The 15953-nt window shown below is 42.5% G+C and carries 14 protein-coding genes; 11 read left to right on the top strand and 3 right to left on the bottom strand.

Features of this window, described 5'->3' with window-relative positions:
• Positions 1–9 precede the first annotated feature (9 nt).
• From Q7C19_RS12720 to Q7C19_RS12750, 7 genes are all read left to right on the top strand, one after another.
• Positions 10–801, top strand: coding sequence for an MBL fold metallo-hydrolase (locus Q7C19_RS12720; RefSeq protein ID WP_035411751.1), 792 nt, complete (start codon positions 10–12; stop codon positions 799–801).
• A 106-nt stretch (positions 802–907) separates the two neighbouring features.
• Positions 908–2197, top strand: coding sequence for a S1C family serine protease (locus Q7C19_RS12725; RefSeq protein WP_023469839.1), 1290 nt, complete (start codon positions 908–910; stop codon positions 2195–2197).
• Between the two features lie 143 nt (positions 2198–2340).
• Positions 2341–2502, top strand: a complete 162-nt coding sequence (locus Q7C19_RS12730) for a CxxH/CxxC protein (protein WP_069201504.1) — start codon at positions 2341–2343, stop codon at positions 2500–2502.
• A gap of 72 nt (positions 2503–2574) precedes the next feature.
• Entirely contained in the window at positions 2575–3054 is a 480-nt protein-coding gene (gene rlmH, locus Q7C19_RS12735; RefSeq protein ID WP_023469837.1) for a 23S rRNA (pseudouridine(1915)-N(3))-methyltransferase RlmH, read from the top strand.
• 73 nt (positions 3055–3127) lie between these two features.
• Positions 3128–5236, top strand: coding sequence for an ATP-dependent nuclease (locus Q7C19_RS12740; protein ID WP_375092282.1), 2109 nt, complete (start codon positions 3128–3130; stop codon positions 5234–5236).
• A 1-nt stretch (position 5237) separates the two neighbouring features.
• The gene (locus Q7C19_RS12745) at positions 5238–7145 is read left to right on the top strand and encodes a UvrD-helicase domain-containing protein (protein ID WP_375092283.1); all 1908 of its coding nucleotides are present in this window, start codon (positions 5238–5240) and stop codon (positions 7143–7145) included.
• 184 nt (positions 7146–7329) lie between these two features.
• On the top strand, positions 7330–8910 hold the full coding sequence (locus tag Q7C19_RS12750) for a GmrSD restriction endonuclease domain-containing protein (RefSeq protein ID WP_375092284.1): 1581 nt from the start codon (positions 7330–7332) through the stop codon (positions 8908–8910).
• Positions 8911–9053: 143 nt separating this feature from the next.
• On the opposite strand, the gene Q7C19_RS12755 is transcribed toward Q7C19_RS12750, so the two are convergent.
• The 3 genes from Q7C19_RS12755 to Q7C19_RS12765 all read right to left on the bottom strand — a co-directional run bounded on the left by Q7C19_RS12755 (position 9054) and on the right by Q7C19_RS12765 (position 10238).
• Positions 9054–9206, bottom strand: a complete 153-nt coding sequence (locus Q7C19_RS12755; protein WP_375092285.1) for a hypothetical protein — start codon at positions 9204–9206, stop codon at positions 9054–9056.
• A gap of 156 nt (positions 9207–9362) precedes the next feature.
• Positions 9363–9602 (bottom strand): hypothetical protein, encoded by a 240-nt coding sequence (locus tag Q7C19_RS12760; RefSeq protein ID WP_058265610.1) that lies wholly within the window; start codon positions 9600–9602, stop codon positions 9363–9365.
• Positions 9603–9617: 15 nt separating this feature from the next.
• Positions 9618–10238: an HNH endonuclease family protein gene (locus Q7C19_RS12765; RefSeq protein ID WP_029343013.1), complete on the bottom strand. Its 621-nt coding sequence runs from the start codon at positions 10236–10238 to the stop codon at positions 9618–9620.
• A 192-nt stretch (positions 10239–10430) separates the two neighbouring features.
• Here Q7C19_RS12765 and Q7C19_RS12770 point away from each other — a divergent pair, with 192 nt between their 5' ends.
• From Q7C19_RS12770 to Q7C19_RS12785, 4 genes are all read left to right on the top strand, one after another.
• Positions 10431–10628, top strand: coding sequence for a hypothetical protein (locus tag Q7C19_RS12770; RefSeq protein ID WP_023469832.1), 198 nt, complete (start codon positions 10431–10433; stop codon positions 10626–10628).
• 82 nt (positions 10629–10710) lie between these two features.
• Entirely contained in the window at positions 10711–11898 is a 1188-nt protein-coding gene (locus Q7C19_RS12775; protein ID WP_035395462.1) for a DUF4317 domain-containing protein, read from the top strand.
• A 190-nt stretch (positions 11899–12088) separates the two neighbouring features.
• Positions 12089–13153, top strand: coding sequence for an alpha/beta hydrolase (locus tag Q7C19_RS12780; protein ID WP_308102328.1), 1065 nt, complete (start codon positions 12089–12091; stop codon positions 13151–13153).
• Positions 13154–13169: 16 nt separating this feature from the next.
• A complete protein-coding gene (locus Q7C19_RS12785) occupies positions 13170–15929 on the top strand; it encodes a glycoside hydrolase family 3 protein (protein WP_375092286.1) in 2760 nt (919 codons plus the stop codon).
• The last annotated feature ends 24 nt before the right edge of the window (positions 15930–15953 follow it).

A 15953-nucleotide genomic window follows, 5' to 3' on the forward strand; every position in this document is an offset into this window, starting at 1 on the left:
GAATGCACGATGAGCCTACACTACAGCGTCATGGCCAGTGGCTCGACGGGGAACGCCCTCTATATCGAAAGTGAACAGACCCGTTTGCTCGTCGACGCCGGACTGACCGGCAAGGCGATGCTCGCCTTGTTCGACCAGATCGACCGGTCGCCGCAAGGCATCGATGGTCTGTTCGTCACCCATGAACACTCCGACCATATCAAAGGCGTCGGCATCATGGCACGCAAGTACAACATCCCGCTCTATGCCAATGAAAAGACGTGGGCGGCGATGGAAGCGAAGATTGGTAAGATCGACCCGGCGCTGAAGTTCCTCTGGGAAGTCGGAGAGATCAAGCAGTTCGGTGACATCGAAGTCGAATCATTCAACGTCAGTCATGATGCAGCGGATCCGATGTTCTTCCAGTTCGCGCATGAAGGAAAACGATTGGCACACATCACCGATACTGGATACGTCTCGGACCGGATGAAAGGTGTCATTCGGGGCGCCGATGCCTATATCTTCGAAGCGAACCACGATATCGGTATGCTCCAGATGGGACATTATCCGTGGAGCGTCAAGCGGCGGATCCTCGGCGACTACGGACACGTCTCGAATGAGGACGCTGCGATTGCGATGAGCGAGGTCCTTGACGACCGGACGAAACGGATCCACATGGCCCACTTGAGCAAGGACAACAACATGAAGGAACTCGCCCGGATGAGTGTCTCCCAGACGCTCGCGAGCCGTGACGTCGATCTGAGTAAGATTCAGCTTCTCGACACGGATCCGGTCATTCCGACACCGCTCCTAAAGCTTTGATTATGGGAAATTACTGAATATGCTCAAAAGACCCCCACATTTGGCTCACTTGCCACGTGATGGGGGTATACTTGTGTAAAGAGAGTCATAAAGGAGGCGTATGTCGATGGATCGACCGGAAGAACCACGGAACGAATCCGAACGATACGAACAGTCATCCGATGAGAGCGGCTTCCCGCCCCGTCAACCGGCAACGAGCGAACCGGTCAGCCCTTATCGTGAACCATATGAAGAACAACCAGAACCACCGCGTCGTCGTGGTGCCGGAAAAGCCTTTTTCGTCGGTCTGATCGGCGGAATCGTCGGAGCCTTATTGATCGCCCTCGTCGCGTGGCCGTTCGTCCGCGATGAGATGACGAGTCCGACTCCGGTTTCGTCGACGACAGCGGAACAGACTGCGACACAGACGACAGAGGATGAAGCCGACATCGTCGGTGCGGTCGGTAAGACGAAGGAAGCCGTCGTGAGCGTGACGAACCTTCAGAGCTCGTTCCAAGGAACCGATCAGGAAACGGGTGCAGGGTCCGGCGTCATCTATAAAAAAGACGGCAATAAAGCCTACGTCGTTACGAACTACCACGTCGTTGAAGGCGCGAGCCGCTTGTCTGTGACGTTATCCGACGGAACAGCACTCGAGGCAAAAGTCCTCGGCGAAGATCCGACGTACGATTTAGCGGTCCTGTCGATTGATTCATCGAAAGTGACACAAGTCGCAAAACTGGGGGATTCGGATACGTTACGTGCCGGTGAAACGGTGCTTGCGATCGGAAACCCACTCGGAATCTTCGCGAACTCCGTCACGCGCGGTGTCATCAGTGCGCAGGAACGGACGGTTCCAGTTGATACGAACAAAGATGGACAGCAAGACTTCAATACGGAAGTCATCCAAACCGATGCAGCGATCAACCCGGGGAACTCGGGTGGAGCGCTCATCAATACAGCCGGTCAATTGATCGGGATCAACTCGATGAAGATTGCGGAAGCAAGTGTCGAAGGAGTCGGATTTGCGATTCCAATCAACGAAGCGTTACCAATCATGCGTGATCTCGAGCAAAACGGCGAAGTCGTTCGTCCACAGCTCGGGATTCAGATCCGTGACGTGCAGGAATTCCCAAGCGGATACCGCGAAGATCGGTTGAAATTGCCGAATGATGTCACGAAAGGAATCGTCGTCGTTGGTCTAACACGTAACAGCGGAGCCGAAAAAGCGGGAATGAAGGCAAACGATGTCATCGTCGAGATTAACGGAAAAGCAATCGCATCGTTCGCTGATCTGAAAAGTGTTCTCTACCGGGATGCAAAAGTTGGCGAAACGGTCAAAGTCACGTTCTACCGAGGCGGGGAAAAGCAGACAGCAGATGTGAAGTTGTCAGCTCAGTCACCAACCGTTCAGTAAGGCATCACTTGAAAACCATCCACAGGTCCGACCTGTGGATGGTTTTTTTAAGTAAGGAACCTGCGGCTTTTCCGGTCAGGAAGGTTGATATTTGTTATACTGGAAGCGGATAAATGTGGATAAGTGAAAGGAGGAGACCACCTGTGGATAAGTACGTCTGCTTAGAACATGTCGAGCTCGCACTTGACGAAATCGTAGATGAAACAGAACAATACCCGATTCTCGATCAGCTAAATCCAGAAAAAAACATCACGTGTGAATACTGCGAGGCACCGGCAACATATCTTGTGTCAAGCAAAAAATAAATATCAACATGTGGATTTGTGGATAACTCTGTGGATAACTCCTGAATTTTCTGTCAGAAAGCGAGAAAAAAGATGCAAATTACCATCATTACGGTCGGAAAGCTAAAAGAGAAGTATTTAAAGCAAGGCATCGCCGAATATACGAAGCGTCTCGGCGCCTACTGTTCGATCCAAGAAATCGAGGTCGCGGACGAAAAGGCACCGGAGCAGTTGAGTGAAGCGGAGATGGCGCAAGTAAAGAAAAAAGAGGGCGAACGGATTTTAGCGAAGATTGGACCGGACGTTCATGTCCTTGCACTTGCTATCGAAGGAAAACAACGGACGAGTGAACAGTTCGCAAAAGAACTCGATCAACTCGCGACATACGGCAAGAGTAAAATTGCTTTCGTCATCGGTGGATCACTCGGTCTCGCACCAGAAGTGATGCAGCGTGCGAACGATACAATCTCGTTTTCGAAGATGACATTCCCGCATCAATTGATGAAGATGATTCTCTGTGAACAGATTTATCGGGCGTACCGGATTAATCGGAATGAGCCGTATCATAAATAAATGAGTTTAAAAAGCAATCAAGTTGATTGCTTTTTTTGTGTTAAAAAGCAAATAATGCATCATTTATAGTAAAATGTTGGAAAGTGGAACTAAGGAGGATATTACATTGTATTTAAAAAAGATAAAGATTTGGAACTTTAGAAAGTTTGGAGAAAAAGAAGATAATAAACCTGGAGTTGAAGTTGAGTTTAGCAAAAAATTTAACATAATAATTGGAGAAAATGATGCTGGAAAAAGTTCAATTATTGATGCTATATATTTAACCTTAGGAACAATAAGTGCAGAAAATCCAAGAATAACGGAGAAAGATTTTTATTCGGATTCTGATGGAATAAAAGATAATTTGAAAATAGAGTGCATATTTTCAGATTTAACGGAAGAAGAAGCAGGAGTATTCCTTGAGTGGCTATCATTCAATAACATGAATGAATATGAGTTGGAAGTCAGATTAATTGCAAAAATATTAGATAATGATTATATCGGGAAAAAAATAGAAAAAAATATCAAAGCTGGACCTTTAGATGCAGACTTTGTTCTAGAAAGAATTCCAAAAGAGTTGTTAAAAACAACATATCTTAAGCCGCTACGTGATGCTGAAAATGAATTAAGACCTGGTTTTAAATCACGCCTCGCTCAAATTTTAAGAGGACATTCAGCATTTCGAGTAGATAAGAATGAAACACATGTATTAGAAGAAATTGTATCAGAAACAAATCAAAAGATTGAAGATTTTTTTAAAACAACTTATAAAGACGAAAAAACAATTATTGGTGAAATTTCATTTTATCTAAACGAATTTTTTAATAAGAGTAGACAAGGTAGTACTAATGTTTATCAACCAAGGTTTCAAGTTACTCCTGCTAAACTAAACGATATTTTAAAGAAATTAAGTTTAGATTTAGATGACAATGTCTCTGGACTTGGGAGTTTAAATTTATTATTTATTGCTGCTGAACTTCTTTTATTGAACGAAGGAAAAAAAATAGGTCCATCATTAACATTAATCGAAGAAATAGAAGCACACCTTCATCCTCAGGCTCAATTAAGATTAATCAAATTTCTCCAAGGGATGCTTGAGGATGAAAGTGGGAGTAATGGTCAATTTATTATATCGACCCATAGTACCACTTTAGCAGCGTCAACTCCTCTAGAGAATATTATTTTAGTTCACAATAACAATGCGTATCCTATGAATTTTGAAAATACAGAATTAGAAAAAGAAGATTATGAGTTTTTAGAAAGATTTCTGGATACAACAAAGGCAAATTTATTTTTTGCGAGAGGAGTAATCTTGGTTGAAGGAGATGCGGAGAATTTATTATTACCTGCATTAGCTGAAGTTATCGATCGTCCGCTTCATAAGTATGGAGTTTCAATAGTTAATTTAGGAAACACTGCATTCAAACGATATGCCAAGATATTTTCAAGATCTGAAGAATGGATTAAAAGAGGTTTACCACCATTAGAGCTTCCAATTTCAATAATTACAGATGTAGATGTGAAACCCTATATTTACTATGAAATAGAAGAAAAAGAATTAGATATATATTCAATTGAAAATGAAGAACAACTACATAAAGTTTTTGATCTTTATAAATTGAAAGATGATGAATTACCAACAGATATTTTAGGAAAAGAATTTTCTACACTGAAAAAAATTAAAGATGCCTTAGAGGACAGTTTATTAATTTGTGATAATAAAGATGAATTACTAAGAGAGCTGACCTTAAAAAAAATCGATGATTATTATATTTCAATGCTTGAGAAAGATAAAAAAGAAAAACTAGAAAGTTATTATAAAAGTGAGACTTCAAACATTGAAATATTTATTGCTCCTCATTGGACACTAGAATATGTACTAGCTTTAAGTTCTTTGAAAAAAGAATTAGCTGTTGCAGTTCATTATAGCAGATATAAAAATCCTGAAAGCAAAAGTAATATGACTAAACTAGAGACTAAGATTATAGAATTGAACAAAGAAGAAAATATAGTAAAAGACGCATATACTTTGTTTAAGCCTATAAACGAAAAAGTAGTATCTAAAGCAATAGTAGCTCAACAACTAGCTAAAAACTTACTAACAAAGAGCGATGAAATAAAAGAGACCATAGAGGATGATCCTTACTTGAGATATTTAGTAAATGCTATCTATCATGTAACTGAACCAAAAGGAGAAAGATAGAATGGTAGAAAAACATGAAATTCTAACTCACTTCGAACAAAAACTATTACCTGAAGGCAATAATTTTTCAGAGGAACAAAAAAGAGTAATTTTTTCTGAAAGTGACAGGAATATAGTTGCCGGACCGGGGAGTGGTAAAACGACTGTACTAATGGCAAAAATAGCAATGTTACTTAATGAACAAACAAAAGATTTCAAAGGAATATGTGTTATTACTCATACGAATGTAGCTGTTGAAGAAATAAAAACTGGTTTAATGAACATGGGTATAACTGAAATTGGATACCCGAATTTTATTGGCACGATTCATGAATTCTTTAATTATTTTTTTGCATTTAAGGCATACAATGAGATTTTTCCAGGTATTGTTCCTTCATTTAGGGACGAAGAATTATATAAAGAAAGATTTAAAGAAGTTTTTATCAAACACAAACCTTCTTCATATAAAGCATCGCCTCCGACTACTAAGGTTGAGAAAATTCATTTGCTGATAAATGATAATAAAGAAATTCTTTTAAGAGAAGAATGTTCTGACTTCTACAAAATTGCTTTGATAAATACCTTAGAGGAAATAATTAAGTTAGGTGAACTTAGACATAATGATTCTTTATCTTTGTCACACTGGTATATAAAAAAGTATGAGAGAAAGATAAAAAAGGGATTTGAAGAAAGGTTTTCATGGGTGTTTTTAGATGAGGCTCAAGATACAAGCACATTTCAATACGAGTTACTGAAAACGCTGTTTAATGACTCTTCAATTACTTTTCAGAAGTATGGTGATCCTTACCAAGCGCTCTATACTCTTTACGATAATGGTCCAGATGCGTGGTTACCTCATCAAGAAATAGCAGAGGGTGTTATACTCGACTCAATTTCTCAGAGTACTAGATTTGGTGAAAGCATTGCAAAAATATTAAGAACAACTTGTATAAAAAAGTATGAAATTTTGAGAGGAAGCACTAGAAGAAATTCATTTAAACCACATATGTTTTTATATAACACAGAAAATGAAGTTGTAAATAAATATATTGAAGTCGTTGATAATTTAAAAGAGCATCATGAAGAATTTAATAAAAGTAATAAAAAGATAGCTGTTGTGGGGTTAACGCATTATGATTTATCGAGGTATAAAAATGGATATAAAAAAGTTAAATCAGTTAAAACAAGATCAGAAAGCATTATCAAAAGTTATTATGAATTACTTTTGAAGAGTATTTTAGAGATAATCAAAGAAACTGATGAATCTACATTACCCAATCCAAAACTTTCTTATAACATATCTTTTGTAAAAAGAGAAATAGAAAATAACGATATGAATATTAAATCTAAAATGAGCAGTTTAATTGTTTCAATTGTAAATGATAGAGGTAAAATAAGCGAAAACTCAGAGCAATTGATTCTTTATATATTTGAAGAGTTTTGTGAGAATCATTTTATAGGCAATCCAAAACCGCTTGATTATAGTAAGTATCGGGATTATTTTAGTGAAAATTTAGAAAGAATTTATCTCAGTTATTCTGTAACAGACAAAGAATATTCTATTGAAAAAAATACAATTGAGAATAAAATTTATTTTGGTACGGTTCATTCTGTAAAAGGAGAAACACATAAGGCGACTCTACTTCTTGAATCTACATTATCTGAAGGACCTTACAAAAATCCTACTATCTTTTACGACTGTTCTCTCATTTCTAATTACTTAATCGGAGAGTTTGAGGACTATGTTCGATTTGAAGATCAGTTTAAAAAAAATGCTACTAAAAAAGCACTGAAAACTGCTTATGTCGCATTAAGTCGACCAACACACTTTGCGGGAGTTGCGATAAAAAAATCGCAAATTGGAGCTGACTTGAAACAATTTATTGAAAAAGCTACAAATGCTGGATGGGAAATTGTTGATGTAGGGTAGTTTTAAACATTGCAAATATACCTCATTTAGATTTAGATTTAATACGGAAATCCGTATCATAAGTAAAGTAGATTTAAAAATACAAGTATGATAAATTCATAAAAACTAAAAAATGTTATTGAATAATAAAATAATCTAATTTATGAATATTAAACTAATCATAAAAATTTTAAGGAGAAGATTTATGACGAATGGGGAATTAGTAACAGGATCAATAAGTATTGATAGATTAAGAAATAAAATCATTGAAGGAGAAATAAAAATACCTCCTTTTCAAAGAGCTTTTGTGTGGAGAAAAGAGCAAATTACAGACTTAATGGACTCTATTTTTAATGATTATCCAATTGGAAGCGTACTATTATGGGAAGTAAACGAAAAATTACCAGCACTAAGGAATATCGGAGGATACAGACTACCTGAAAAGGCTGGAGAATTTCCTTTAAACTATATTTTAGATGGACAACAAAGGATAACATCAATTTTTGGGGCATTTATAGGCGAAGAAATAGATGCAGAAGATTTAAACAAAACAAAAAATTTCAATATATATTTTGATTTAGAAGATGAGCGCTTTGTTCACTATGAAGATCTAAATAACTCCCATCCAAATTTAAAAAGCAGTGTATTGTTTAATGTAAATGGATTTTTTGACGAAGTTGTAGGTTTATCACCTGAGTTACGAGAAAAAGCTAGAAACCTGCAATCTATTTTTCAAAATTATGAATTACCTACTGTAACTATAAAAAAAAGGAATAAAGGGGAAGTAGGAACTATATTTGAAAGAATAAATAATACAGGTACTCCGTTATCAGCTTTAGAATTAATGATAGCTTGGACATGGTCAGAAGAATATCATTTAACTGAAATTTTTGACAAAGTTTATAAGCTTCTTGAATCAAAAAGTTTTGAAGATATAAAAGAGAAAGTAATCCTACAATGTTTTGGAGCCATTATTAAAAAAACTACAGTTACAAAAGATATACTAGAGCTTAATCCTGAAAGTATAAGAGATAATTCAGAAGGATTAATAAAAAGTATTGAGAAATCATTAGATTATTTACAACAAGAGTTTAATGTTATATCTGAAGATTTTTTACCAAAGCCACAAATATTAGTTCCGTTAAGTTTTTTATTTTCAAAAATTCATAGTCCTTCATCAGAGCAAAATAAGGTAATTAAGCAGTGGTTTTGGAGAGTTGCTTTCTCAGATCGTTATTCAGCAGGTACTGATAAAAAGATGGATGAAGATATTAAATTTTTTGAAAGGGTTTTAAAAAATGACTTCTCAGATATAAATAAGTACTCAATATCAATTGATAGTAATTTCTTTAAAAAACAAAAACTTACAAAATCTAATCCTTATATTAAGGCTGTATTACTTATGATGAGTAAAGAAATTCCTTTAGATTTAACTAATGGAAGAAAAATAGATACGGGTTCAGCATTATCTGTATATAATCGAAAAGAATATCATCACATTTTTCCGAAGGCATTTTTAAAAACCGAATTTAATTTAGATGATGATATAATCAATGTAATTGGAAACTTTTGTTTCCTTCCAGCGAGTTCTAATAAAGTTATTTCTGATAAAAAGCCTAGTAAATACTTTGAGGAAATTATTCCGAAAGAACATTTAGAAAAAATATTAAAAAGTAATATCATTCCTTTTGAAATGGAGATTTATGAGGAAGATGATTATGAAAAATTTTTAGAAGAGAGAAGTAAATTATTGATTGAAAAAGTTAAAGAGTATACTATTCAATAAACTAAAATTAATTTAAATATTGTTTGCTGAATAGAGTAGATAGTAACGTCACTTATAGAAATAGTCCTATTAACATTAGAGTATAACTGCGGTTCATTGATGAATTGTTAGATCATAGTTATCCTCTTAACTGGATCTATAGATTACTCCGACTTTTCTTTCGTGATGATACCGATACCGCAACCAAATAGCATGATGATACCCGTAACGAGTAACGCAGGCACGTGACTTTCTAGTACCATGTAGAGACCTGCACCACTTAAGATGACGCCGGTTGAAATCAAAACGTTTCGCATGAAGTATTCCTCCTGAAAGGATAATGACGTTGTTTTCACTATACCGGATAGAACGTCAGATAAAACACATACTTTAGTAAATAATGACAATCTGATTTTGAATATACAGAACGAAAACAGACGCCGTCTATTAACTTGGACAGCGTCTGTTTTTCATTATGTTCGCTCTAGTACATTGACGAGCATCTGATGGATGACGTCATGATCCCGAACGTCATGGACACGATAACTTCCGGGTAACGTATAGACGTCTATCGCTCCGACGTAAGCAATCTTCAGTTCCAACGTTCCGTTTTCCTGACAAGTCGTCCGGAGTTCGAGTTCACCGCTGATGACACCAACTTCTTGCGTCATGACACCATGTGTGGCGGTAAAGGTAGAGGTTTTCGTTTCCATCGAATCGACTCCTTTTTAGTATGTACATGTGTTCAACATCGTTTGTAGAGCTGTTTTTTCACTCGACTGTAAGCTGAGGTTCCAGCGGCTCTTCGTATTGATCCACATCTTCGAGTAGGCACAGCTCGCACCTGCCCGTGTCGGCTTCCATGTCGACGGATCCTGGTCCCCTTTTGAACGGTTCGAGCTTGCAGAGACAGCAATCAATTGTGGACCTGTCAAATCGTTTGCGAATGCTTGACGTGTCGTCGTCGTCCAGCTGCTTGCTCCTGAACGCCATGCTTCCGCAAGCGGTACGACGTGATCGATGTCGAGGTCAGACGGATTCGTGAATGTCAGTCCGTCATAGTAACTATACCAAGAACCGGATGTAACGGGGCACGATCCGACATATGAATCAGCGTCACGTTTTAAGACGACTTGTCGTGTATCACAGCCGCCTCCTTGACTGCTCCAGTGCGGGAACAAATCACGCGAATAACCGGTCATGCTGCCTTCTGTTTTAACCGTTAAGGCATCGAGTTGAGACTGGGCCGTCGCTTTCGATGAGATACCTGAGGGGAGTGCAGAAACGGATGTCGTATCGAACTGGAAAGCGGTCAGGCAGACGAGCGTAGTGATGACGATGGACTTGATGGCTTTGAACACGTGGCATTCCTCCTATGTATGAGACGAGATGATGTGAAGACACCCTTCACAATTTTTAGTATGGCATCACTTATTTAGGAAAAAATAAATACCGTGTAAATGTTATTAAAATTAAACTTTTGTCATTATATACAAGGGTCTGATGTTAGGATTTAGGTGGAGAAGAAAGGGGGCTACATCATGAACGAACGAATCAGAGGATGGTTGATCGTGTTCGGCGTATTTTTAGTCGTAAGTGGCACGTTGACGGAAGCACAACGTTATTTCAACACAAAAGAACTAGATAATTGCATCGCGCAAGCTCGCGCTGCCCACCAAGAATATGAATATGAAATCGTTAATCCTGTCACACGCGCGTATTCATTCCGTGCGCATTGATTTTCTAAAAGATGTCGGGTCATCTCGCATATGGTACGCTTTTCAGGAAGCAGGATTTTAATGATTCGAGGAGCTGGTATGCATGAATAAAAAAGACATCGCCGACATCCGTCGTCACTTCAAGATGGATGCCGATTTACTAAAAATCCATGAAATCTACAACGTCTATATTCGAAAAGAGACGAGCGAAATCTATCATGAGGAAGCCCGACCATTTCCATTGCTTGATCCGGAACAACAGGAGCTGTTCCTTGCGAACTTCAAGAAGGTACTAGGTGGAAAACTCGACGTCAAGCTGTTCGAGGTCAAGTTCACGCATCCGGAAGAAGGGGAGACGGGTCATACGCAACAGCTGCTCTACGAAGGACTGTATGCGGAAGAGCCGGAGGACTGGGTCGAGCAGATGCAGACGATGGCGTTGAAGATGGTCCAGGACGTCCAGTACGAGAATGATCTCGTCGTCACGTTCATTCGCGGTCAATACTACAAAACGACGAAGCGCCAAGCGGACGAGACAGAGATCGATCCAAATGACGATGTTTATACGACGCCGTTCATCCTCGGTAGCCTTAACTTGACGGAGCTACCAAAACAATCACTCGTCTTTGATTTTGTCGAACGCGAATTCAAGTCGAACTTATTCATCAATCCGGTCATCAAACTGGCGTCGCCGATCGGTGGATTCCTCTTCCCGACCTTCACCGACAATGCTGCAGACGTCAATCATGTCTTGTATGCGGCGGGCAAGCCGAATAAACCGGATTTCGGCTTCCTTGAAAATGTCTTGAACGGTCAACCGATCGTCACGGCAGATGAGGATAAAGCGATCTTCGAGGAAATCGTCAAATCGGTCGTTGGTGAATCGATGGATACGAAGACGTTAGCCGGTGTCTATGAAAACATCAATCAGTTGATCGTCGTCGAAGAGGATCAAGATGAGGAAGAAGTGCCAATGCTCGACGTTCAGGAAGTCGAACGTGTGCTCAAGGCAAGTGGTGTCGAAGATGTCAGCACGGAGCAGGTCGAACGGGCGTTCAAGACGGTCGTTGACGATCCAACATACGAGATGAAAGCGAGTAACATCGTCCCGAACTATGAAGCGAAATCGATTAAAATCAATACGAAGGTCGCGAACATCGCAATCAGTCCGCAAGACTTGAAGTACGTCAAACAAGTCAACTACCAAGGGAAACGCTGCCTGTTGATCGAGGTCGAGGAAGACACGGTCATTGATGGTTTTACGATCGTTTCACAAGAACAATTACGATGAGGATCAGCGCAGGCGACTGCGCTGATTTTTTTAGGTGAAACATTTGCTTCTCCTGCCAAAGACAGGTATATTGTGATGTAAGCGGTCTCTTTTTTAAAAAGTGGCATTCGAAATTTTTTTAATGGTTATCGAAAGCGCTTTCGATAACCATTTGATAAGAAAGGAAGCGATCCAATTGTCTACCACATCAATGCAAGATTTACTGCGAACGTTACGAAATCGTTCATCCATCCATCAAGACGGACTTGAGATCGTCGATAAGCCGATTCCTGACGTCTCGACTCCAGGGACACTCGATCCGCGTGTCCATGAGGTCGTCCTCACGCAGCGTCCATCGGTCTCGATTCCAGAAGGGGCGTCGCCAGTCGAACTGGCGCGTGCCGGAATGGGCTGGGACAATGAAGATATGACGACACGGCAGATTTCAACAAACGTCCTCTCGATTCCAAGACCCGATACCACGATCGAAGCACGGCTGTATCGTCCAGAAGCAGCGCGTCCGCTCCCGCTCGTCGTCTATTTCCATGGCGGTGGTTTTTTCGGTGGCACGCTCGAGACGGTCGAGAATCCATGTAAGGCATTAGCAGATAAAGGGAACGTCGCTGTCTTGTCGGTCGGCTACCGATTGGCGCCAGAGCATCCGTTTCCGACAGGGCTTGAAGATTGTCATGCAGCGATCGATTGGGCAGTCGAACACGCTGATCGACTTGGGATTGATCCAGGCGCAATCGCGGTTGCCGGCGATAGTGCCGGTGGGAACTTAGCGACGGTCTGTTGTCTACTCGACCGCGAGCGTCCGACGCCGTATATTCGCTATCAAGTCTTATATTATCCGGTCGTTAATGTCGGTGAACATCCGAATTCGGAATATGACTGGACGCTTGAAGCATATGACCGACAAACGGAACCTGAGTTACTTGAACGGATCATTTTGTCGCTACAAGATGAAGAAGGTGTTCTCGAGCAATGGTATGTCCAAGCAAGTGATTCGAAGGATCCACGGATCTCGCCGTTGTTCGCGACGCTCACCGATTTACCAGAGGCAATCGTCATTACAGGGGAGTTTGATTACTTACGTCTTGAAGGGGAAGCGTATGCGAAAAAGCTCGCGCGCGCTGGCGTCAAGACCCGTTATCTCCACTACCGCGGGATGGAACATGCCTTTCTTGATAAACTCGGTCTGTATCCGCAAGCCGAAGACAGCTTAGACGAAATCGCGAAGGACTTAAAACGACTTTTTTCTCAAACTAACTAACAAAGGTGGATGACGCATGACATACACGCTCGATTGGCAAGCCTATACAAAACTCGCACGACAAACCGTCGCGGAAGGGGCGGTCCTCTTACACAATGATGGTGTGCTCCCGTTGCAACCTGCATCGACGGTCGCTGTCTTTGGACGTAACCAGTTCAACTACTATAAAAGTGGCACAGGATCAGGCGGGATGGTCAACGTCACGAACCTCGTTAGTCCACTCGACATGTTGCGCGAAGACGTGACACTGAATACGGACGTCCTCAAGGCGTACGAAACATGGCTTGAAGACCATCCGTTTGACCAAGGTGAAGGCTGGGCAGCCGAGCCATGGTCGCAAGAAGAGATGCCGCTTGACGCGACGCTCGTTCAGCAAGCAGCGCTTGATTCCGATGTTGCCTTGATCATGATCGGTCGCACGGCTGGGGAAGATCGCGATAATACAGCGGATCCAGGAAGTTATTTTTTAACGGAGACGGAACAGGAGATGCTCCGTCTCGTGACGACACACTTCAAACAAACTGTCGTCGTTTTGAACGTTGGGAACATCATCGATATGCGCTGGGTCGAAGAGACGGCGCCAAGTGCTGTCCTCTACGCGTGGCAAGGGGGGATGGAAGGTGGCACCGGGCTGAGTGATCTTTTGCTTGGACGCATCTCGCCATCCGGGAAACTACCGGATACGATTGTCCGTTCACTCGATGATTATCCGTCGACACCCCACTTCGGTCACGCTGATCGTTCGTTGTATCAGGAAGACATCTATGTCGGGTACCGTTATTTTGAGACGTTCGCACCGGAAGCGGTCTTGTATCCGTTCGGCTACGGATTATCGTATACGTCGTTCAACCTTGCGACAGATGTGACGACGTCAGCTGATGCCTGGACGATTACAGCGACAGTGACGAATACCGGGCAGACGAGCGGGAAGGAAGTCATACAAGGATACCTTGAGAAACCACAAGGACAACTCGGTAACCCAACGCGTCAACTCGTGACGTTCGGAAAGACAAAAGAACTCGCACCGGGCGAGCAAGAATCTCTCACACTCGTCGTACCGTTCGCCTCGTTTGCGAGTTATGACGATAGTGGCGTTACCGGGCATAAGTCGTCTTATGTCATTGAACCTGGCGCGTATCAGCTCTATCTCGGGACGGACGTCCGGTCGGCGGTTCCAGTCGCAAGCCATTCCGTTGAGACGCTTGACGTCACGGACGTCTTAACGGAAAACATGGCACCGGTGACGGCGTTTGAACGTATCAAACCGCAAGCGACCGAAACGGGATATACGGTGACATATGAAGCGACACCACTGCGGACGATCGATCCGGAACAGCGTCGTCAACAGGAGCGTCCCGTTGAACGGACACAGGCAGAAGATGCCGGTTGGAAGTTACGCGACGTCAAAGAAGAACGGGTCACGCTCGAGACGTTCCTCGATCAATTGACGGATGCGGATCTCGCCGCGATCGTCCGGGGGGAAGGGATGAACTCACCGCGCGTCACACCGGGAACGGCGGGAGCTTTTGGTAGCGTGACGGCAGAACTCGAAGCACTCGGCATTCCAGCAGGCTGCTGCGCGGATGGTCCGTCCGGAATCCGGATGGACATCGGGACGAAAGCCTTCTCGTTACCGAACGGAACATTGCTTGCCTCGACGTTCAACACAACATTGATTGCCGATCTATTTGAGATGACAGGTCTTGAGTTACGGAAGAACGAGATTGATACGTTGCTTGGACCCGGGATGAACCTCCACCGTCATCCACTCAACGGACGGAACTTCGAGTATTTCTCGGAAGATTCGTATCTGACTGGAAAAATGGCCGTGGCACAGCTCGACGGGATGCACCGGGTTGGTGTGACGGGAACGTTGAAGCACTTTAGTGCCAACAACCAAGAGTTCCACCGGCATGATCTAGATTCGATCGTATCAGAACGGGCGTTACGTGAGTTGTACTTGAAAGGGTTCGAGATGGCAGTTAAAGAAGGGAAAGCATACTCGATCATGACGACGTACGGTGCCGTCAATGGCATCTGGACTGCCGGCTTATACGATCAGAACACACGCATCTTGCGCGATGAGTGGGGCTTTGATGGAATCGTCATGACCGACTGGTGGGCGAAAATCAACGCCGAAGGAACGGAAGCAAACCGGCAGCAAACGGCGACGATGGTCCGTTCGCAAAACGATCTCTATATGGTCGTCGGCGAACCGGGAACGAATCCGTTCGAGGATGATACATTGACGGCTCTCGCAGACGGAACACTTCGACGTTCCGAGTTACTGCGGAGTGCTGCGAACATCTGTCAGTTCTTACTCCGGTCACCGGTCATGGATCGCGTGATGGGAACGGCGTCACCTGTCGAGGTCCTCGGGGCACCGATCGAAGAAGAGACGCTCGAAGATCAAGCCGTCTCGCACCAACGCCTCGTCAGTGGGGATGCCTTCCCGTTAACGGACGTCACGACGACGACAGGAAGTAGTCATGTCTTCGCTGTCACGGCGGAAGAGACAGGGATGTATCAGGTCACGTTGACGGCACGTTCGAATGCTGGTGAACTGGCGCAGATGCCAGTGACGTTGTTTGCGAACAACATGCCGGTCGCGACCTTTACCTTCAATGGAACGAACGGCGAGTGGGTCAGCCAGACGAAGGACGTCTTCGTCTTCAACCCACACAACTATTTAAAACTCTACTTTGCACTCGGTGGTCTCGAGTTAAAAGAGTTGACGTTTACGCTTGCGGAATCGTTTCATATGAAGAACGGCTGATTAGATTAGCCGGACGGAAAGGAC

The sequence above is a fragment of the Exiguobacterium sp. PHA03 genome (assembly GCF_041945985.1).
In the GTDB taxonomy this organism is placed as follows: Bacteria; Bacillota; Bacilli; order Exiguobacteriales; family Exiguobacteriaceae; genus Exiguobacterium_A.